This is a genomic window from Methylobacterium adhaesivum, from assembly GCF_022179065.1.
In the GTDB taxonomy this organism is placed as follows: Bacteria; Pseudomonadota; Alphaproteobacteria; order Rhizobiales; family Beijerinckiaceae; genus Methylobacterium; species Methylobacterium adhaesivum.
Genome location: NZ_BPQD01000007.1, coordinates 129,511 through 148,869 on the forward strand (window position 1 = coordinate 129,511; position 19,359 = coordinate 148,869).

Below are 19,359 nucleotides of genomic sequence, written 5' to 3' on the forward strand. Positions count from 1 at the left end.
GCCTACGGCCAGCCGGCTCTGCAACCGTTCCTTGCAAGGGCAAGGACTCGGAGAGCAGCCCTGGCTGATTTAGCGCCGGCCGCCCGCTGCCTTGCGCGGAGCGCCGCCGCGCGCATCCTCTTCGAACAGCTCCGCGAGCTTCTCCGTCATAGCGCCGCCGAGTTCCTCGGCGTCGATGATGGTCACGGCGCGGCGATAGTAGCGCGTCACGTCGTGGCCGATGCCGATGGCGAGGAGTTCCACGGGGGAACGGGTCTCGATGTCCTCGATCATCCAGCGCAGGTGCCGTTCAAGGTAGTTGCCCGGATTGACCGAGAGCGTCGAATCGTCCACCGGCGCGCCGTCGGAGATCACCATGAGGATCTTGCGCTGTTCAGGCCGGGCGATGAGGCGCTTGTGGGCCCAGTCCAGGGCCTCGCCGTCGATGTTCTCCTTGAGGAGCCCCTCGCGCATCATCAGGCCGAGATTTTTTCGCGCCCGGCGCCACGGGGCATCGGCCGACTTGTAGACGATGTGGCGCAAGTCGTTGAGGCGGCCCGGGGTGTTCGGCTTGCCCGCCGCCAGCCACGCCTCGCGCGACTGGCCGCCCTTCCAGGCGCGGGTGGTGAAGCCCAGGATCTCGACCTTGACGCCGCAGCGCTCCAGGGTCCGCGCCAGGATATCGGCGCAGGTGGCCGCCACGGTGATCGGCCGGCCGCGCATGGAACCGGAATTGTCGAGCAGCAGCGTCACGACCGTATCGCGAAAGTTCGTGTCCTTCTCCTGCTTGAAGGAGAGGGGCTGGAACGGGTCGGTGACCACGCGCACGAGGCGGGCCGGATCGAGCTGGCCCTCTTCGAGGTCGAAATCCCAGGCGCGGTTCTGCTGGGCCAGCAGCCGGCGCTGCAGGCGGTTGGCGAGGCGCCCGACCACGCCCTGGAGGTGGGCGAGCTGCTTGTCGAGGTAGGTCCGCAGGCGCGCGAGTTCCTCGGCGTCGCAGAGCTCCTCGGCGTGGATCACCTCGTCGAAGCGTCCATTGAACACCTTGTACTCGGGGCCGCGCGCCTCGTTGCCCCGGTTGGTCGGCGGGCGCCACGCCTCAGACGCCTCCTCGGATTCGGCGTCTTCCGCCTCCTCCGGCAACTCGCCGGAGGGTGCATCGGCGGACTCGGTGGCACCCTCCTGGAGATCGTCGGAAGCCTCCTCCGACACCTCCATCTCGGAGCGGTCGCCCTGCGACTGCTCCTCGGCCTCGCCCTCGCTGGGGGTCTGCTCGTCGTCTTGAGCCTCACCCTCGTCCTCGTCGTTGTCGTCGTCCTCCGGGTCGAACGGCGTCTCGTCGGCCATGTCGAGGGAGGTCAGGAGATCGCGCACGGAGCGGGCGAAGGCGCGCTGATTCTCGAGGGTGCCAATCAATCCGTCGAGGTTCGGCCCGGCCTTCTCCTCGACATGGGCGCGCCAGAGGTCGACGATCTTCTGGGCCGCCGGCGGGGGCGCCTGACCGGTCAGGCGCTCGCGCACCATGAGGGCGACGGCATCCTCCATGGGGGCATCGGCCCGGTCGGTGATCGCCTCGTACTTGCCGCCGCGATGGTAGCGGTCCTCAAGCATGGCCGAGAGGTTGTCGGCGACGCCGGCCATGCGCCGCGCGCCGATGGCCTCGACGCGGGCCTGTTCGACGGCATCGAACACCGCCCGTGCGCCGGAATTCTCAGGCGCGAGGCGGCGGTGGACGGCGACGTCGTGGCAACCGAGGCGCAGGGCCATGGAATCGGCGTTGCCGCGCAGGATCGCCACGTCCGCGGGGGTGAGCTTGCGCGGCGGCTCGGGCAGGCGCGCCTTGTCGCCGGTCAGCGCCGGCCGGTCGCTGGCATAGACCACCTCGACCTCGGCGCGCCGGGCGATGGCACGCAGGCACCCGGCCACCGAACGCTTCAGGGGCTCGGCGACGGGCTCGCGGCGGTCGCCGGCTTTGCGGTTGGAAATGCTCACGGGCGCTGCTTCTTAACCGAGTCGAAATCGAAGGGCCGGTTCAGGATGTCGTCCCAGGTGTAGGGACATTCGGACGGAAACTCGTCCGGCGGGAGATGAGTCTCGTCGGAGGCCCAATCGCGCGCGTCCGGGTATGCATTACCCAGAGCCTCGTGGATGCGCGGTTTGAGACCGGGATTGTCCTGGAGGACTCGTCCATAGCGCCGTCGCTGCTCGCGAATCGAAAAGATCCAGCTCGGCGTGCGGTGCTCCGGCTGCTGATCCCATTTCAGCATATGCATGACGAGGACGCGCAGGGCGCTCTGGAGCTTGGCAAATTCGCTCTTCGACACCCCTTCCAACTCCTCGGCGATGTGTTCGAGATCGAGCGCATCGACCCGTCCGGCGCGAAGGAAAGCGACCTGCTCCTGGACCCAGGTGTAGAGGTCGTCTTCGTAGCGCGTCCGATTCGGGCGAGATGTCCCGCCCTCTTGCGATTCGCCCTTCAGAGCCGGCTCACCCATCGCGTCCTCCGTCGTTGAAATCCCTAGCTCAGGGCCACGTTCGCGGAACTCTCCGGCAGGTCCTTGCCGAAGGCGCGCTGGTAGAATTCCGCCACCAGGGTGCGCTCGAGTTCGTCGCACTTGTTCAGGAACGTCAGCCGGAAGGCGAAGCCGATATCCTGGAAGATGTCTGCGTTCTCGGCCCAGGTGATGACCGTGCGCGGGCTCATGACCGTGGAGAGGTCGCCGTTCATGAACGCGTTGCGGGTGAGGTCGGCGACGCGCACCATCCGGCTCACGATCTCGCGGCCGCCGTCGCGCTGGTAGTGCTGCGCCTTCGACAGCACGATATCGACCTCGCGGTCGTGGGGCAGGTAGTTCAGGGTGGTGACGATGGACCAGCGGTCCATCTGGCCCTGATTGATCTGCTGGGTGCCGTGATAGAGGCCCGAGGTGTCGCCGAGGCCCACCGTGTTGGCCGTGGCGAACAGGCGGAAGGCCGGATGGGGGGAGATGACCCGCTTCTGGTCCAGCAGCGTCAGGCGGCCGGAGAGTTCGAGCACGCGCTGGATCACGAACATCACGTCGGGCCGGCCGGCGTCGTACTCGTCGAACACCAGGGCGACGTTGTTCTGCAGCGCCCAGGGCAGGATGCCGTCCTGGAAGGCGGTGACCTGCTTGCCGTCCTGAAGGACGATGGCATCCTTGCCCACGAGGTCGATGCGCGAGACGTGGCTGTCGAGGTTGATCCGGATGCAGGGCCAGTTCAGGCGCGCGGCGACCTGCTCGATATGGGTCGACTTGCCGGTGCCGTGATAGCCCGTGACCATGACGCGGCGGTTGCGGGCGAAGCCCGCCAGGATGGCCAGCGTGGTCTCCCGGTCGAAGATGTAGTCCGGGTCGAGGTCCGGGACGTGCTCGTCGGTCTTCGAGAAGGCCGGAACCATGAGGTCGAGGTCGATGCCGAACACCTCGCGCACGGAAACGGTCCGGTCGGGGCGCGAGCTGGGCGAGACGTCAGAGAGCATAAGGACCTCGTCGGAGCGGGGGCCGGCCGGGCCGGGCCGCGCGGGGCTGTGTCGGGCGAGAGGGTGTCACGGCTCCGGCGGAAGCCGCGTTCGACCCGTCATCTAGGGGACGGCGCCGGGCAACGCCAAGGGTGAACACGTGTAGCGACGCCAAGATAGCGCGGGTGGATGCCCACGATATAGGGCGCCGCCCCGCCGATTGCCGCCCCGACGGGCGTATTCCGTGCAGAAGTCGGGCCATCGTCGCCGCGAAACGGCGGCGTCCGCTGGCCCGGCGCTCAGCACAAGCCGGCGGCGCGCAGGGCGTCATGGGCGCGGATGATATCGCGCAGGCGCTCCTCGAAGGAGCGGTCACCGCCGTTGGCGTCGGGGTGGAAGCGCTTCACCAGCACCTTGTACTGCGCCTTGATGGCCGCCGAATCGGCATTCTCGTCGAGGCCGAGCACGTCCAGGGCCTTGAGGGTCGCCGCCGAATGGCGCGGCCGGCGCACCTCGGGCTCGCGCTTGCGCCGCGCGGTCTCGCCCACGCCCTCGGCGCGCAGGATGTCGAGGGGATCGACATAGGCCCAGTCGCGCGTCGCCTCGGGCTTGGGCCGCGCGGCGGCGGTGGCCGGATTCACCCCCATGGCCCAGGTCGGCCGATGGCCGATGATGGCGTCCTTCTGGAAGGCCTGCACGGCGGCGTCGTTCATGCCGTCGAAGTAGTTGTACGTCGCGTTGTAGGCCTTCACGTGGTCCATGCAGAAGCGCCAGTACTGGCCCTCCGCCTTGCGGCCCTTGGGGGCGCGGTAGAGGCCGGGATTCTGGCACCCCGGCGTGTCGCACCCCTGCGCCGACGCCTTCTTGGGCTCGTCGCAGGCGGGCTTGATGCGGATGCTGTCGAACAGGGGCGAGTTGAGATCCATGATGGGGCGATTATGAGAGGGCGGGTCGCAGACACAAGAGCATCGGGCCTGATGCCGCATGCGGTCGTCGGGGGTTGACGCGGGCGGCGCCGGAGCCCCGAACACGGGGCGACACGACATCGGAATCAGGCCGGGGAGACCGAACCATGACGACCCTGAAGGATTGGATCGACGAGACCCTGCGGGCCGCCCTCGGGCCGACCCATCTCGACGTGATCGACGAATCGCATCTCCATGCCGGCCATGCCGGGGCGCGACCCGAGGGGGAGACGCATTTCCGGGTCGATGTCGTCTCGGCGGCCTTCGACGGCAAGAGCCGGGTGGAGCGCCACCGCATCGTCAACGGCGCCCTCGATCCTGCGTTCAAGCGCGGCCTGCACGCCCTCGCCGTGCGGGCCCGGACGCCGGCCGAGGTCGGCTGAGAAGGCCGGACGGGAGACCCTGACCGTGGCGCTTCAATGCACGCCCCAGATCGCCATCGACGAGGCGGAGCTGGACGAGACCTTCGTGCGCGCCTCGGGTCCGGGCGGGCAGAACGTCAACAAGCTCTCCACCGCCGTGCAGTTGCGCTTCGACGCGCGGCGCTCGCCGTCCCTGCCCAACGCCGTGGCGGTGCGCCTCATGCGCCTCGCCGGCCGGCGCCTGACCCTCGACGGGATCATCGTGATCTCCGCCCAGCAGTTCCGGACGCAGGACCGCAACCGGGCCGATGCCCGCGAGCGCCTCGCCGCCCTGGTGGCGGAGGCCGCCGTGCCGCCGACTCCGCGCCGGGCCACGCGCCCGACGCTCGCTTCGAAGAAGCGGCGCCTCGACGAGAAATCGAAGCGCAGCGACGTCAAGCGGATGCGCGGCGACCGCGGCGACGGGTAAGTCGGCACCGGGGCTCGAAGAGCCCGGCCCTTCGAGCACCGATGCCCCTCAGAGCTTCGGCGCTGCGGCGCCGTCCGGCGGATGGTGCTCGATCTCGCCGCTGACGTAGCGGCTGCCCGGGCTCGCGATGGTGAGCACGAGGGCGACGACCGCGAGGAGGCCGGCCACGGCCGCCGGAAACAGGAACGCGTCCTCGCCGTAGCGCTGCTGCAGCACGCCTCCGATGACCGCGCCGGTGCTCAGCGCCGCCCATAGGGGAGCCTGGAGCCAGAACGAGGGTGCCACGGTCCCGAGGAGCAGGTTTGCGAGGCCCGTCCCGAACCGCACCACGGCGCCGGTGACGTAGGTGAGCGCGAGGCTGCGGCCGCCCTCGTCCTGGAGCGTCGCGTTCTGCAGACCGAGGGCGAGAACGATCGGGTAGGCGTGGAGCGGGAACGCGAAGGTGCCGTGGGGCACGATGAGGCCGACGGCGAGGAGCACCGCCTGGAGCAGAAGCAGGACCGACAGGCGCCAGCGCCCGACCCACGCAGCAATGAGCGTGCCCGCGAAGGCGCCGAAGCAGAACAGGATGATGACGGAGGCGACGCGCGACGTGCTCTCCCAATCGAACAGGCTCACCGAAACGCCGAACCGCGTCGTGTTCCCGCTCATGAACGACATGAACAGCTGCGAGAATTCGAGGAAGCCGATGGAATCGGCGCAGCCCGCCACGGCCGAGAGGGCGAGGGCGAACGGGATGCGCGTACGCGCGCTGGCGGGAAACGCCTTGTTCTGCGGGTCTGCCATAAAGTCTCCAAAGGTCGGATCCGGGCCAAGGAGTCCGGATTCAGTAGCGCCCAACCCCATACGCGTCAGGCTGGCGAACGGGTGCATGGGCATCGCGAATCGCATCCACGACGTGCCATGCAACACCTGCCCGCCCTTCCGGTTCAGTCGGGCGGGATGATTTCCGGACACGGTTTCGACGGCGGGCGCCGGGCGACGACGATCCGGCCCGGCACGGCAAGGCCGCGCTCGCGCCGGAGGGTTGCGGGTTCGAGGCACAGCAGGGTGAGGCCGGCCCGCGCCACGTCGTCCCGCACCAGGGCGTCGCCGTGGGCGTAACGCGCGTCCGCCCCGAGCACGAGGCCGCCGCCCGCATGGGACTGGACACTGAAGGCGAGAAGGCCGCCGGGCCGCAGCACCCGCGCGGCCCCCTCCACGAGGCCCGTCAGGGCGCCGACGTAGATCATCACGTCGGCGGCGGTGACGAGGTCAGTGCTCGCCGCCGGCTCGGCCGCGAGGCCGGCGATGCAGTCGCCTTCGACGAGGCGGGTATAGCGTTTCCCCCGCGCGGCCTGCGCCAGCATCAGGGGCGAGAGGTCGAAGCCGGTGAGGCGCCGGGCGCGGTCGCCGAGCGCCGCCCCCACGAGGCCGGTGCCGCAGCCGAGGTCGAGCCCATCGTCGTACCCGGCGGGCGCCTCCGGCAGGGCGTCGAGGGCCGCCACGATGAGTTCGTGCGCGCGGTAGCCGAGATCGTCCACGAGGTGGCGCTCGAAGCGCGGGGCGTAGGCGTCGAACAGGGCGCGGATATAGGCCGGCGAAATCGCCCCGAGGAGGCTGCCCTCGCCGATCTGGGCCAGCGCCATGCGGGCGCCCTGGGTGTCGTCGGGGTCGAGGTCGAGGGCCGCCGCGTAGGCGCGCAGGGCCGCGTGATGGTCGGCCGGATCGCCCCCGGCGCGATGGCGCACCTCCCGCGCCCGCCCGAGGAGGAACCAGGCCGGGGCGTAGCGCGGCGCGATCTCCAGGGTCTGCTCGGCCACCTCGATGGCCGCCTGCGCGTCGCCCTCGGCGAGGCATGCTTCCGCGTAGGCATAGCGTCTGTCGGCGAGGAGGTCGCCGGAACCGGATCGGCACGACATGGGGGCTTTGCGGCTTCGCTCGGAACGCGGGCGCCCTATATGCCGCGCCGATGACCTTCAGCGCCAGCGACCTCCTCACCCTGACCCGCGAGGGCCTCTATTGTCCGCTCGGCGGCTTTCACGTCGATCCGACCTGGCCCGTGCCCCGGGCGCTCATCACCCACGGCCACGCCGACCATGCCCGCTCGGGCCACGGACGGGTGCTGGCCACGGGCCAGACCCTGCGGATCATGGCCGTGCGCTACGGCGAGGATTTCTGCGAGAGCCGGCAGGAGGCGAAGCTCGGTGAATCGATCCGCATCGGCGACGTCACCGTGCGCTTCGCCCCCGCCGGCCATGTCCTCGGCTCGGCCCAGATCGCCATAGAGGCTCGGGGCGTGCGGGTCGTGGTCTCGGGCGACTACAAGCGGGCGCCCGATCCCACCTGCCTGCCCTTCGAGGTGGTGCCCTGCGACGTGTTCATCACCGAAGCCACCTTCGGCCTGCCGGTGTTCCGGATGCCCGACACGGGCGACGAGGTCCAAAAACTCCTCGATTCCGTGGCCCTGTTCCCCGAGCGTGCCCACATCGTCGGCGCCTATGCCCTCGGCAAGGCCCAGCGGGTGATGGCCCTGCTGCGCAAGGCCGGCTACGACCGACCGATCTACCTCCACGGCGCCATGGAGAAGCTGACGGAGGTGTACAAGCAGGAGGGCATCCCGCTCGGCGAGACGCCGAAGGTGATCGCGACGGAGCGGGCGAAACTCCACGGCGCCATCGTGCTGTGTCCGCCCTCCGCCATCCAGGACGTGTGGTCGCGCAAGTTCCCCGATCCCGTCGCCTCCTTCGCATCCGGCTGGATGCGGGTGCGCGCCCGCGCCCGGCAAAAGGGCGCCGAACTCCCCTTGTGCATCTCCGACCATTCCGACTGGCCCGACCTCTGCCGCACGATCCGCGAGACCGGGGCGGGCGAGGTCTGGGTGACGCACGGACAGGAGGACGCCCTAGTGCACTGGTGCGGAACGCAGGGAATCAAGGCCAAACCCCTGCATCTCCTCGGCTACGGCGACGACGGCGAGGCCGAACCGGCGGCCAACTCTGCGGATTGAACCCTCATCATGAGCACCGCAGAAATAATATCATTAATTGCAAATATAACTCAGATTATCGGGTTTCCTGTCGTAATTATTGCCTTCTACATGCAAGCACAATCATTAACAAAAACCAGAATATCAGTTATGAATGACGTTTCAGAACGTATCATCACTTCAAATAGATTGACGGGGCAAATCCACGAAGAAGAAATCACCGTCAAATGCACCAATATGGGATATTTCGCGACAGCCCTCGAACATGCGAGATTTGAGGTGCAATTTTTTGACGACAGACATCAGTGGAACACTTTGGACGTAATCCTCGCCGATATGGACACAGAACTATCAATGCCCATCAGAATCGACGTAGCAGAAACGGTTAAATTAAGATTCAATTTCACAAACAGCAATTTAGATAGAATTAGAAAAAATAGAGTTTTGTTTATACAAAGATTTTCTAGAGATAAAGAAGAAAAAATCCATGAGGTAAGCTTTTCTGAGGAAGGCTTCATGTTTGCAAAAAAGACAGCACAAACATGAACGACTTCGCCCACCTCCTCGACCGCCTCGCCTACGAGCCGCGCCGCAACGCCAAGCTGCGCCTGCTGCAGGACTACTTTTCGCGCGCGCCCGACCCGGAGCGCGGCTACGCGCTCGCCGCCATGACGGGCAACCTCAGCTTTCGCGAGGCCAAGCCCGCGATGATCCGGGGGCTGGTGGAAGCCAGGGTCGATCCGGTGCTGTTCGCCCTGTCGCACAACTACGTCGGCGATCTCGCTGAGACCACGGCGCTGATCTGGCCGGCGCCGGACGTCACGGCTTCGCGCGATGCACCTGCCTCTCGGGTTGCGAGCGGGCAGCGCGGGTCCCCTCTCCTGAAAGGAGAGGGACAGGGTGAGGTGCGTGGCTCATCCGGAGAGGTCCCACACCTCACCCCAGCTCTCTCCTTCCAGGAGAGGGAGCTTGTGGCGCCTCACGATGCCCCGGCGGGGACTTCTTCGAGCCGGCAAGAAGACGCCCCTCCGCCCCTCGGCCACAACAACCCGCCGCCCCCCATCCCGACCCTCGCGGACGTGGTGGAAACCCTCGCCACCGTGAAGAAGGCCGACCTTCCCGGCCACATCGCCGCCTGGCTCGATGTCCTCGACGAGACCGGGCGCTGGGCGCTCCTGAAACTCATCACCGGGGCGTTGCGCGTCGGCGTCTCGGCGCGGCTGGCCAAGACGGCGGTGGGGGCGCTCGGCGGCCACGAGGCCGACGCCGTGGAGGAGGTCTGGCACGGCATGGTCCCGCCGTACCTGTCCCTGTTCGCCTGGGTCGAAGGCCGGGCCGAGCGCCCGACCACCCTCAATCCGGCGCCGTTCCGCCCGCCGATGCTGTCCCACCCCATCGACGAGGAAGGCGATTTCGAGAAGCTCGATCCGGCGGCGTTCTCGGGCGAGTGGAAATGGGACGGCATCCGGGTCCAGCTCTCCGGCGGGCGCGACGAAGCCGGCGCGCAGGTGGCTCGGGTCTATTCGCGCACGGGCGAGGACATCACCCACGCGTTTCCGGATCTGGCGGACGCCATCACTTTCACCGGCACCTTGGACGGCGAATTGCTGATCCTGCGCGAGGCTCGGGTGCAGAGCTTCAACGTCCTGCAGCAGCGCCTCAACCGCAAAGCTGTGACCCCGAAGCTGCTCGACGAATTCCCGGCCCACGTCCGGGCCTACGATCTCCTCACGGCCGAGGGCGAGGACCTGCGCCCCCTGCCCTTCTCCGAGCGCCGGGCGCGCCTCGAAAGCTTCGTCGGTGCCCTCGACCACGCCCGCATCGACCTCTCGCCCCTGGTGCCGTTCGCGACTTGGGACGATCTCACGGAAGCCCGCGCCGATCCGGCCGCCGTGGGGGCGGGCGCGGATGCCGACGCCATCGAGGGCGTGATGCTGAAACGCCGCGACAGCCCGTATCTCCCCGGCCGTCCCAAGGGGCCGTGGTGGAAGTGGAAGCGTGAGCCGCATCTCGTCGACGCCGTGATGATGTACGCCCAGCGCGGCCACGGGAAGCGCTCGTCGTTCTACTCGGACTACACCTTCGGGGTCTGGCGCGCGCGGGAGGACGGCGGCCCCGAACTCGTGCCCGTGGGCAAGGCGTATCACGGCTTCACGGACGCCGAACTCGCCAAGCTCGACCGCTACGTCCGCAACCACACCACCAAGCGCTTCGGCCCCGTGCGCGAGGTCGCGTACGGCCCCGACGAGGGGCTGGTGCTGGAGATCGCCTTCGAGGGGGTGCAGCGCTCGACCCGGCACAAGTCGGGCGTGGCCCTGCGCTTCCCCCGCGTCCACCGCATCCGTTGGGACAAGCCGGCGGGGCAAGCCGACCGCATCGACGCCCTGGAGACCATCCTCGCCCGGGGCGAGCGCGAGATCGCACCGGGCGCCACCCTGGAGGAGACGGCATGACGCGCGACGCCAGGATCGGCGGCCTCGACGGCTTTCAGGCCGGTCCTGTGAGCCGGCAGGCGAGCGCTCGCCTCGTGGTCGCGACACCGGGCCAGGGGTTCACGGACATCACCGAAACGGTGGCCGCCTTCGTGGCGCGCAGCGGCCTCCGGCAGGGCGTGCTCACAGTGTTCTGCCGCCACACCTCGGCGTCCCTGACGATCCAGGAGAATGCCGACCCCGACGTGCGAATCGATCTCATGACGGCGCTGGACGGCCTCGCCCCGCGCCACGGCGCCTACGTCCACGGGATCGAGGGACCGGACGACATGCCGGCGCATATCCGCACCATGGTGACGGATTCCGGGCTGACGATCCCGGTCCTCGACGGCCGCCTCGCCCTCGGAACGTGGCAGGGAATCTATCTCATCGAGCACCGCGACCGGCCGCACCGGCGCGAAATCGTTCTGGCGGTGGTGGGAGCTTAAGGTGATTCCCGCGAAGCGGACCTTCGCGCCGCGAACGATTGCCACACGTTTGGCATAGAGGCACCCCAAAGCCCGATAGACGCTGAAGCCACGGAGGGCGGCGCTCCGAGGGCGGTGGCGTTTGACTCAAATCAAAGCGCTCGAGCGAAATCCCGCACACAGTGGGGACTCGCCGTTTCCAAGCCGCTTGAACGCGCCGCCGCGCGCAAGCCTCGGCAAACACATTCCCCCGACAGCCACCCCGTCGCTGACACCCGAGATTCAATGGAGAACACGCAAGCGCAGGAGGACCGTGCCATGAACAGACATCTTGCTTCGTCCGTCGCCGCTGCCGTTCTGACGATCGCAGCGGGTGCTTCGCCCACCCTGGCTCAGACTTATCGAACTCCGGCAGGGATGGGGTTTGCGGGCCCCCTGGTCGATCTGGACCGCAGAAGCTACGCCCCCCCTTTCACCGACGTCATCCTGTATGATCAGGACCGCGACTCGGCTCAGGAAGGCAACGCCAATCAGCCCAACTTCCCGGTCCAGCAATACGGCGAGACATCCGGCGGCCCTGGGCGGTAAGTTCGGCACCGGAGGCGTGCGGGATGGTTCACCCGTGACCGTCTACGACCTTAGGCTTCCCGAAAGCCGACGGACCGCTTCTCAACCATGACGGCAGCGCGAACGCCGTCGTCCGGTATCGGGCGAGCCTCACACCGCCTCCGCCGTGAACTGTGAAAACCCCTTCGCCCGGAGGACGCAGGCCGGGCAGGCTCCGCAGCCATACCCCCAGGCGTGCCGCGCGCCCCGTTCCCCGAGGTAGCAGGTGTGGCTCGCCTCCACGACGAGGTCGACGAGGGGACGGCCGCCGAGGTTGTCCGCGAGGCGCCAGGTGGCGGCCTTGTCGATCCACATGAGCGGCGTGTGGAGCACGAAGCGGCGGTCCATGCCGAGATTGAGCGCCACCTGCAGGGCCTTGATGGTGTCGTCGCGGCAATCGGGGTAGCCGGAATAGTCCGTCTCGCACATGCCGCCGACGATGTGGCGCAGGCCCCGGCGGTACGCGAGCGCCGCCGCGAAGGTGAGGAACAGCAGGTTGCGGCCCGGCACGAAGGTGTTGGGCAGCCCGTCGGCCGCCAGGGCGATCTCGGTGTCGCGGGTCAGCGCCGTGTCGGAGACGGCCCCGAGGGCAGCGAGGTCGAGGGTGTGATCGGGGCCGAGGCGCTGCTCCCAAGCCGGGTTCAGGGCCGTCATCCCGTCGCGCAGGGCGGCGCGGCCGTCGAGCTCGATGCGGTGGCGCTGGCCGTAATCGAACCCGAGGGTCTCGACGGTAGCGAAGCGGTCGAGGGCCCAGGCGAGGCAGGTGGCCGAATCCTGCCCGCCGGAGAACAGCACCAGGGCGCCGCCGTCGCTCATGGTTGGTTCGTACCCTGCGGGGCCGCCTCGCCCTCGTACTCGGCCCAGGACATCGGCGTCTCGTAGACCTTCACGGAGGACAGCGCCGGCAGGGCCGCCTTGGTCCGCGCCCAGATCCAGGCGGCGATGTGCTCGGCCGTCGGGTTCTCCAAGCCCTCGATGTCGTTCAGGCAGTAATGGTCGAGCTGGAGCAGCACGGGCGCGAAGGCGTGCTCCACGTCGAAGAAATCCACCACCCAGCCCGTCCGCGGGTCGACGGCGCCCGTGAGGGTGAGTTCGACCCGGTAGGAATGCCCGTGCATGCGGTGGCAGCGATGGGTCTCGGGCACGTTCGGCAGGCGGTGCGCCGCCTCGAAGGTGAAGGCTTGGGTGATCTTCATGGGGCGCAATCTACACGGCTCACTACGGAATTCCGATGATCTTGTGCGTCTGGAGCGAGAGCCGCCAGCGCGCGTCGCTCCGGCAATACGCCACCGCCGCCTCGGTGTTGGCGACGCGCTCCGGCCCGTCCATGGGCTGGAGCCAGTGGTGGCGAAAGGCGAGATCGGCAAAACGCGCCGGATCGGCCTCCGCTTCCGCCTGCGGGTAGACGAGCTTCAGCTCGTGGCCGGTGGTCTGCACCAGGGGATTGCCCGCCTTCGGGCTGACGCAGATCCAGTCGATGCCCTCGGGCGCGGCAAGCGTGCCGTTGGTCTCCACGGCGATCTCGAAGCCTCGGGCGTGCACCGCCGCGATGAGGGCGGGATCGAGCTGCAGCAGGGGCTCGCCGCCGGTGAACACGACGTAGCGATGGTGCGGCCCGCCCGTCCACGTCGCCGCAACGGCGTCCGCGAGGGCCTCCGGCGTGGCGAACCGGCCGCCGCCCTCGCCGTCCATCCCGACAAAATCCGTGTCGCAGAAGCGGCAAGCGGCCGTGGCGCGGTCCTCCTCGCGGCCGGACCACAGGTTGCAGCCGGCAAAGCGGCAGAACACCGCCGCGCGGCCCGCCTGCGCGCCCTCGCCCTGAAGGGTGTGGAAGAGTTCCTTGACCGCGTATGCCATGCTGTCCTGGGGCGCCCGCCGGACGGGCCGCCCGAATCCCTCGGGTGATGTTGCCCTGCACATAAGCCCGCCGCGCCCGCGAGGCCACACCCCCGGGCGGGCGGGAGTGGCTTCGCCATGCTCTCGCCACGGAAACGGGGTTTGTGCGGCGCAGGCCGGACATCGTCGGCGACCCGCCCCGGCGGGAGCGGACCGTCTCGCCGAAGCTTTGCCGTTGCCCTACATAAGTGTCCGCGCGGGCCGATCGTCATCGGGCCGGAACGGTCCCCTTCTCGAAGACAGGCCCGATGTCGAACCCCCTGTTGAGGCGCTCATTGTCCAGGCGCTTGGCCCTCGGTTTCGCCGCCGGTCTCGGCCTGTTCGGCGCCGGCTCGGCCGGCGCGGTCACGGCCCCGATCCTCGTGGTCGAGGTCGATTCCGGCAAGGTGATCTACGCGCAGGGCGCCACCGACCCGTGGTTTCCCGCCTCCATCACCAAGCTGATGACCACCTACGTCGCCCTCGACCTCGTGCGTCAGGGCAAGGTGTCGATGGATTCGCTGATCACCATCTCGCCCGCCGCCGCCGCCGAGCCGCCCTCCAAGATGGGGTTCCGGCCGGGCACGCAGCTCACCCTCGACAACGCCCTGAAGATCATCATGGTGAAGTCGGCCAACGACGTCGCCTGGGCCATTGGCGAGTCCCTCGGCGGGTCCGTCGAGGGCTTCGCAGCCCTGATGAACGACACGGCCCGGCGCATCGGCATGCACGAGAGCCGCTGGACCAACCCGAACGGCCTGCCCGACGCCCGGCAATGGACCTCGGCCCGCGACATGGCGGTCCTCGGCCGCGCCCTCATCCGCGACTTTCCCGACAGCCGTGGCCTGTTCTCCATCTCGGCGATCCAGTTCGGTAAGTCGATCATGGCCAACCACAACGGCCTGCTCGGGCGCTACCCCGGCGCCGACGGCATGAAGACCGGCTTCATCTGCTCGGGCGGCTTCAACGTGGTGTCGAGCGCCACCCGCAACGGACGCCACCTCATCACCGTGGTGATGGGCCAGCCGAGCGCCCGCGAGCGCGACCTCAAGGCCTCCGACCTGTTCGATTACGGGTTCGGCCAGTCCACGGGTTGGACCGCCCAGACCCTCGACTCCCTGCCGGCCTCCGCGATCTCCGAGCCGCCGGACCTGCGCCCCTACATCTGCGACCGCAAGAAGCCGATGCCGGTCGACGAGGGTCCGGGCGCCATCGCGGGGAACACCGACAGCTCCAACGCCCAGATCCTCGCCGCCGCCGCGCCCCCCGGCTCGGCTCTGGCGCTGGCCACCCTCAACAACGGCGCCCTGCGCGGCCGCGCCCTGCCGCCCCGCGCCCCGCTCCAGCCCATCCCCGTCTGGATCGGCCGCGATCCGGCGGAAGGGGCCCTGGCCCTGACCGCCCAGGCCGAGGCCGACAAGGCCGAGCGCGCCCAGGCGCAGGCCGCCGCCCGCAAGACCCGCCTCGACGCCGTCGCGGCCCGCCGCGAGGCGGCGAAGGACGCGCGTCAGGCCAAGGCCGGTGCGAAGCCCGAGGCGAAGAAGGCCCTGGCGCGTGGGAAATCTGCCGTACCGTCGACGGCCAGCGCCTACGCCCCCGCCGAGGCGACGCCATTGCTGGAGGGCGCGCCGAAGCTCAAGGTGAACACCCTGCACAAGCCGTCCGCCAAGGTGCAGCCCAAGGCCCAGCCCAAGACGGCCAAGCCCGAAGCGAAGGTGGACACGAAAGCCGTCGCCAAGCCGAAGCAGGCCGCCAAACCCGCCCGCGCCGCGAAGGCGGCGGCCGAGGAATAGGACCCCCGTCTTTCCGGAGCTGCGCTGGCAGAACCTCGGACCGACGGCGTGGATGCGGGGAGCCTGAACGGGCTCGTCCGCTGAAATCGAAGGGCGGCGGCGGATTGAGCCCGAGGCCCGGCCGGGTTAGGCCGTGGCCATGACCGAGTCCTCAGTCCTGTCGCCCACCGACCCGCGCGCTCCGGCGCCGATCCCGCTGACCGTCCTCACGGGCTTCCTGGGTGCCGGCAAGACCACCCTGCTGAACCGGATGCTGCGCGATCCGGCCCTCGCCGACACGGTGGTGATCGTCAACGAGTTCGGCGAGATCGGCCTCGACCACCTGCTCATCGAGACGGTGGACGAGGACATGATCCTACTCGGCGCCGGATGCCTGTGCTGCACCGTGCGCGGCGATCTCATCGCCACCCTCGAGGATCTCCTACGCAAGCGCGACAACGGCCGCATCCCGCCGTTCCGCCGCGTCGTCATCGAGACGACGGGCCTCGCCGATCCGGCCCCGATCCTCCACGCCCTGATCTACCACCCCTATCTCGTGATCCGGTACCGCCTGCAGGGCGTGATCACGGTGGTGGACGCGGTGAACGGGGCCGCCACCCTCGATTCCCATCCGGAGGCCGTACGGCAGGCGGCGGTGGCCGACCACCTCGTTCTGACCAAGGCCGATCTCTCGCGCGACGGCACCGACGCCCTCGCGGTCCGCCTGCGCGCCCTCAATCCGGCCGCCCCCCTGCACGGGGCCGACGTCCCGCCCGCCGAGCTGCTCGGCGGGTTCTTCGGCGTCGAGGGCAAGACCGCCGACGTCGCCGCGTGGCTGGGAGCGGAGGCCGTCGAGGCCCAACCTCACGGCCATCACCACCATGGTCACCACCATCACGACGTGAACCGGCACGACGCGGCCATCCGCGCCTTCACCCTAACGAGCGACGTGCCCGTGCCGCGCGCGCGCCTCGAGATGTTCCTCGATCTCGTGCGCTCGGCCCACGGCCCCAAGCTCCTGCGCCTGAAGGGCCTCGTCGCCCTGGCGGAGGATCCCGGGACCCCCGTGGTGATCCACGGGGTGCAGCACATCGTCCACGCGCCGGTGCATCTGGCGGCCTGGCCCGACGGCGACCGGCGCTCGCGCCTCGTCCTCATCGTGCGCGACCTCGACCCCGCCTTCGTCACCGGCCTGTGGGATGCCTTCCTCGGCCGCCCGCGTATCGACGCGCCCGACATGGCGGCCCTTACCGACAATCCCCTGGCGATCCCCGGCGGCTGATTTCGAATCCCGATGCGGGCCGCTGGGTGCGGCACCGTTCTTGGTCCGAAGCGGTCAGCGCGGCGCCCCGGAGGCGCCGAACCGTCCCGAAATGGGACGGTCGGGGGAGTCTGAGAGAATGGTGGAACGGCGCTTTACGGTGATTCCGGGCGGAGCTGCGGCAGAAGAGGCAGCGGATGCCGGGTCCTGGCGAATCGCGTTGTCGCGGCCCGGGCAGGTCGCGCCCGAGGCGGTCGTGGCGTGGCGCGCGCTCCTGACCCGGGTGGGCGCGCCCGACGCGGTCTTCGCCGATCCCGACTATCTCCAGGCGGCAGCCCAACATTGTGCCGCCGGACGCGAGGTGGTGTTCGCCCTGGCGTCCACCGGAACGGGCGCCGCGACCACCCTGCGCGCGGCTGTGGCTCTGACGGTGCCGCACCCGCTCTGGGGACGGGGCCGATTCGCGCCCTGGCATCCGCGCGGACACACCGTGGCGCCCGCCGTCGAGGCCCGCTTCGCGAATGATCTGCAGGTGGCCCTCGCTGGGCACCTGCGGGGTCTACGCCGGAACGCGGTCCTCGATCTCGGCCCAATCGCGCACCATCGCCCGCCGGGGCGTCCGACACTCAGTGCGGTGTCCGGCCTCCCCCGGATTCCGGCGCGTGACCTGATCGACGTCGGCGGACCGAGCGCCGCCGTGCGCGAGCGCATCGTCGAGCCGCACCGCATCCGGGATGCCGTAGAGGAATTCCTGGTGCTCGATGCCGCGCACGCGGCGCGGCCGATCCTCGACGATCCGTCGGAGGCGAGTTTCGTCCGGGTGGTGACGCGCCTGTTCGCCCGCCGGCAGCGCGCCGCCGTAGATCTCAGCCGCCGGCACGACCATGTCGTCGATGCCGTCCTGCGACTCGGCGCGGGGCCCCAAGCCGTGGTCTGGCGGCGAGCCTTCGTGGGGATGGACGCGGCGGAGCGCCGGGGTCGCTCGGCCTGAGGGGCTTCAGGCGTCGCCTTCGTTCCGATCTTCGCAAGCTGATCTCAACCGACGGCCTGGGCCGGTCGCCACACAAACCCTTGTGTTGGCGTGGCCCGTTCCGGCGCGGAACGTCACAAAACCGCCGCTCGCGATTAGGCGGGCGGCGGTTTCGAAACGGGAGCGATTCGGTCTGTGACGAACCGAAGACTCAGGCGGCGACGGGCGCCTCGACTTCGGCGAGCTTCTTGTGCAGCTCGCGCTTGATCAGGCGGGCCGTCTGCGACAGCTCGATCTCGCTCGCCTTGATGAGGAAGGCATCGAGGCCACCGCGATGCTCCACGGAGCGCAGGGCGTGGGCGGTGACGCGCAGGCGCACGCGGCGCTTCAGGGCATCCGACTGCAGGGTGACCTGGCACAGGTTCGGCAGGAACCGGCACTTGGTCTTGCGGTTCGAGTGGCTCACGAGGTGGCCGGTCTGCACGGCTTTGCCCGTGAGTTCGCAACGGCGCGACATAATTCTGTTTCCCGGTTCGTTCCGCGTGTCCGACAGGGCGATGGCGGGACACCCGCGGAGGGGCCTCTCGCACGCCAAGCCCGGTGGAGCGGCGTCTCATTGAAGGCGCGAGCCTATAGGGGATGGGGTCCCCTGCCGTCAAGGCGGGACCGGCTTTTTCGGCGACGGAGCCGTCGCGCCGCGTCCCTCGAACGATGTATTAACCATGGGGACCGACGATGCCGGGACAAGGACGGAACCCGACCCCGTCACCGCCGGGCCACCCGCCGCCCCCCGCGTTCCCAACCGAGTTCCCAGTCATGTGCGCCAAGCGCCTCCCTGCCAAGCGCTTCCTCGCCAAGCGCCTTCCGGTCGAGCGTCTTCTGGGCGCCGGCCTTGTTCCGGCCCTGCTGCTGGCGATGCCGGCGGCCGAGGCGCGGCCGAAGGCGGCCGCCGCCGCCAACGTCACGGTGGATTACGGCATCGCGCTCGCCGGCATCTCCATCGGCACCGCCCAGGTGACGGGGGCGTTCGAGAGCACGCGCTACCGCATGGACGTGTCGGCCCGCCTCACCGGCCTCGTCGGCGCGGTCACGGGCGGCATGGGCTCGGCCCGCGCCAGCGGCCTCATCGCCGCCGGCCCGCAGCCGAGCGCCTTCGCCATCTCCACCAAGACCGCGAATTCGGGCATCGCCGTGCGCATGGCGCTCGCGCGCGGCACCGTCACCCAGGCCGAGATCACCCCGCCCCTCGTCGACATGGGCGACCGGGTGCCGATCACCCCCGAGAACAAGCGCGGCGTCATCGATCCGGCGAGCGCCCTGATGATGCCGGCGACGGCGCGCGGCGACCTCATCGACCCGGCCAACTGCAACCGCACCCTGCCGGTCTTCGATGGCGCCACCCGGTTCGACGTGGTGCTGAGCTACGGCGAGACCCGGACGATCGAGAAACCGGGCTATGCCGGACCGATCCTCGTCTGCAACGCCCGCTATCAGGCCATCGCCGGGCACCGCCCCGACCGGCCGGGGGTGAAGTTCATGGAGGACAACCGCGACATGTCCGTCTGGCTCGCCCCCGTGGAGGGCACCCGCGTGCTCCTGCCGATCCGGATCTCCGTGCGCACCACCATCGGCACCAACATCATCGAGGCGACGCGCTGGTCCCGCAGCGGCGCGCCCACGATCACGGCGGCGGCCGGCTCGGCCGGCGCCCTGGCGAGCCTCGACGGACAACCCTGAGACACCCGCCTGAGA

At 69.3% G+C, this 19,359-nt stretch carries 21 protein-coding genes; 11 read left to right on the forward strand and 10 right to left on the reverse strand.

What is annotated here, in order from left to right; translation table 11 throughout:
• Nucleotides 1-69: 69 nt before the first annotated feature.
• The 4 genes from cobT to MFF01_RS07970 form a co-directional block, all read right to left on the reverse strand.
• Nucleotides 70-1,971: a cobaltochelatase subunit CobT gene (gene cobT, locus MFF01_RS07955; protein ID WP_238223713.1), complete on the reverse strand. Its 1,902-nt coding sequence runs from the start codon at nucleotides 1,969-1,971 to the stop codon at nucleotides 70-72.
• On the reverse strand, nucleotides 1,968-2,474 hold the full coding sequence (locus MFF01_RS07960) for a DUF29 domain-containing protein (protein ID WP_238223715.1): 507 nt from the start codon (nucleotides 2,472-2,474) through the stop codon (nucleotides 1,968-1,970). The genes cobT and MFF01_RS07960 overlap by 4 nt, the downstream gene beginning before the upstream one ends.
• A gap of 23 nt (nucleotides 2,475-2,497) precedes the next feature.
• Entirely contained in the window at nucleotides 2,498-3,481 is a 984-nt protein-coding gene (gene cobS, locus MFF01_RS07965) for a cobaltochelatase subunit CobS (RefSeq protein WP_238223718.1), read from the reverse strand.
• 278 nt (nucleotides 3,482-3,759) lie between these two features.
• Entirely contained in the window at nucleotides 3,760-4,386 is a 627-nt protein-coding gene (locus tag MFF01_RS07970; protein ID WP_238223721.1) for a J domain-containing protein, read from the reverse strand.
• Nucleotides 4,387-4,532: 146 nt separating this feature from the next.
• Here MFF01_RS07970 and MFF01_RS07975 point away from each other — a divergent pair, with 146 nt between their 5' ends.
• Together MFF01_RS07975 and arfB are read left to right on the forward strand one after the other, a co-directional pair.
• The gene (locus MFF01_RS07975; protein WP_238223722.1) at nucleotides 4,533-4,808 is read left to right on the forward strand and encodes a BolA family protein; all 276 of its coding nucleotides are present in this window, start codon (nucleotides 4,533-4,535) and stop codon (nucleotides 4,806-4,808) included.
• A 25-nt stretch (nucleotides 4,809-4,833) separates the two neighbouring features.
• On the forward strand, nucleotides 4,834-5,256 hold the full coding sequence (gene arfB, locus MFF01_RS07980; protein WP_238223724.1) for an alternative ribosome rescue aminoacyl-tRNA hydrolase ArfB: 423 nt from the start codon (nucleotides 4,834-4,836) through the stop codon (nucleotides 5,254-5,256).
• Nucleotides 5,257-5,304: 48 nt separating this feature from the next.
• Here arfB and MFF01_RS07985 read toward each other — a convergent pair whose 3' ends face one another.
• Complete coding sequence (locus MFF01_RS07985) at nucleotides 5,305-6,042, reverse strand: YoaK family protein (RefSeq protein WP_238223726.1); 738 nt, start codon at nucleotides 6,040-6,042, stop codon at nucleotides 5,305-5,307.
• Nucleotides 6,043-6,185: 143 nt separating this feature from the next.
• The gene (locus MFF01_RS07990; protein ID WP_238223728.1) at nucleotides 6,186-7,157 is read right to left on the reverse strand and encodes a methyltransferase domain-containing protein; all 972 of its coding nucleotides are present in this window, start codon (nucleotides 7,155-7,157) and stop codon (nucleotides 6,186-6,188) included.
• Between the two features lie 50 nt (nucleotides 7,158-7,207).
• On the opposite strand from MFF01_RS07990, the gene MFF01_RS07995 reads away from it, so the two are divergent.
• The 5 genes from MFF01_RS07995 to MFF01_RS08015 all read left to right on the forward strand — a co-directional run bounded on the left by MFF01_RS07995 (nucleotide 7,208) and on the right by MFF01_RS08015 (nucleotide 11,711).
• Complete coding sequence (locus tag MFF01_RS07995; protein WP_238223730.1) at nucleotides 7,208-8,245, forward strand: ligase-associated DNA damage response exonuclease; 1,038 nt, start codon at nucleotides 7,208-7,210, stop codon at nucleotides 8,243-8,245.
• A gap of 9 nt (nucleotides 8,246-8,254) precedes the next feature.
• Nucleotides 8,255-8,770: a hypothetical protein gene (locus MFF01_RS08000; protein ID WP_238223732.1), complete on the forward strand. Its 516-nt coding sequence runs from the start codon at nucleotides 8,255-8,257 to the stop codon at nucleotides 8,768-8,770.
• Complete coding sequence (locus MFF01_RS08005; RefSeq protein ID WP_238223734.1) at nucleotides 8,767-10,677, forward strand: cisplatin damage response ATP-dependent DNA ligase; 1,911 nt, start codon at nucleotides 8,767-8,769, stop codon at nucleotides 10,675-10,677. The genes MFF01_RS08000 and MFF01_RS08005 overlap by 4 nt, the downstream gene beginning before the upstream one ends.
• A complete protein-coding gene (locus MFF01_RS08010) occupies nucleotides 10,674-11,144 on the forward strand; it encodes a secondary thiamine-phosphate synthase enzyme YjbQ (RefSeq protein ID WP_238223736.1) in 471 nt (156 codons plus the stop codon). The genes MFF01_RS08005 and MFF01_RS08010 overlap by 4 nt, the downstream gene beginning before the upstream one ends.
• 297 nt (nucleotides 11,145-11,441) lie before the next feature.
• Complete coding sequence (locus tag MFF01_RS08015) at nucleotides 11,442-11,711, forward strand: hypothetical protein (RefSeq protein WP_238223738.1); 270 nt, start codon at nucleotides 11,442-11,444, stop codon at nucleotides 11,709-11,711.
• A gap of 129 nt (nucleotides 11,712-11,840) precedes the next feature.
• Here the strand turns inward: MFF01_RS08015 and queC are convergent, their stop codons facing one another.
• The 3 genes from queC to queE are packed head-to-tail and all read right to left on the reverse strand — an operon-like array spanning nucleotide 11,841 to nucleotide 13,586.
• Entirely contained in the window at nucleotides 11,841-12,545 is a 705-nt protein-coding gene (queC, locus tag MFF01_RS08020) for a 7-cyano-7-deazaguanine synthase QueC (protein WP_238223740.1), read from the reverse strand.
• Nucleotides 12,542-12,925, reverse strand: a complete 384-nt coding sequence (queD, locus tag MFF01_RS08025) for a 6-carboxytetrahydropterin synthase QueD (RefSeq protein ID WP_238223742.1) — start codon at nucleotides 12,923-12,925, stop codon at nucleotides 12,542-12,544. The genes queC and queD overlap by 4 nt, the downstream gene beginning before the upstream one ends.
• Nucleotides 12,926-12,947: 22 nt before the next feature.
• Nucleotides 12,948-13,586: a 7-carboxy-7-deazaguanine synthase gene (gene queE, locus MFF01_RS08030; protein WP_238223744.1), complete on the reverse strand. Its 639-nt coding sequence runs from the start codon at nucleotides 13,584-13,586 to the stop codon at nucleotides 12,948-12,950.
• A gap of 287 nt (nucleotides 13,587-13,873) precedes the next feature.
• Between queE and MFF01_RS08035 the strand changes: the two genes are divergently transcribed.
• The 3 genes from MFF01_RS08035 to MFF01_RS08045 all read left to right on the forward strand — a co-directional run bounded on the left by MFF01_RS08035 (nucleotide 13,874) and on the right by MFF01_RS08045 (nucleotide 17,628).
• Nucleotides 13,874-15,397, forward strand: a complete 1,524-nt coding sequence (locus MFF01_RS08035) for a serine hydrolase (protein ID WP_238223746.1) — start codon at nucleotides 13,874-13,876, stop codon at nucleotides 15,395-15,397.
• A gap of 139 nt (nucleotides 15,398-15,536) precedes the next feature.
• Complete coding sequence (locus tag MFF01_RS08040; protein ID WP_238223747.1) at nucleotides 15,537-16,658, forward strand: CobW family GTP-binding protein; 1,122 nt, start codon at nucleotides 15,537-15,539, stop codon at nucleotides 16,656-16,658.
• 118 nt (nucleotides 16,659-16,776) lie between these two features.
• Nucleotides 16,777-17,628, forward strand: coding sequence for a hypothetical protein (locus MFF01_RS08045; protein WP_238223748.1), 852 nt, complete (start codon nucleotides 16,777-16,779; stop codon nucleotides 17,626-17,628).
• A 190-nt stretch (nucleotides 17,629-17,818) separates the two neighbouring features.
• Here the strand turns inward: MFF01_RS08045 and rpmB are convergent, their stop codons facing one another.
• Nucleotides 17,819-18,124 (reverse strand): 50S ribosomal protein L28, encoded by a 306-nt coding sequence (gene rpmB / locus MFF01_RS08050; protein WP_238223749.1) that lies wholly within the window; start codon nucleotides 18,122-18,124, stop codon nucleotides 17,819-17,821.
• A 398-nt stretch (nucleotides 18,125-18,522) separates the two neighbouring features.
• Between rpmB and MFF01_RS08055 the strand changes: the two genes are divergently transcribed.
• Nucleotides 18,523-19,344: a DUF3108 domain-containing protein gene (locus MFF01_RS08055; RefSeq protein WP_238224318.1), complete on the forward strand. Its 822-nt coding sequence runs from the start codon at nucleotides 18,523-18,525 to the stop codon at nucleotides 19,342-19,344.
• Nucleotides 19,345-19,359 lie beyond the last annotated feature (15 nt).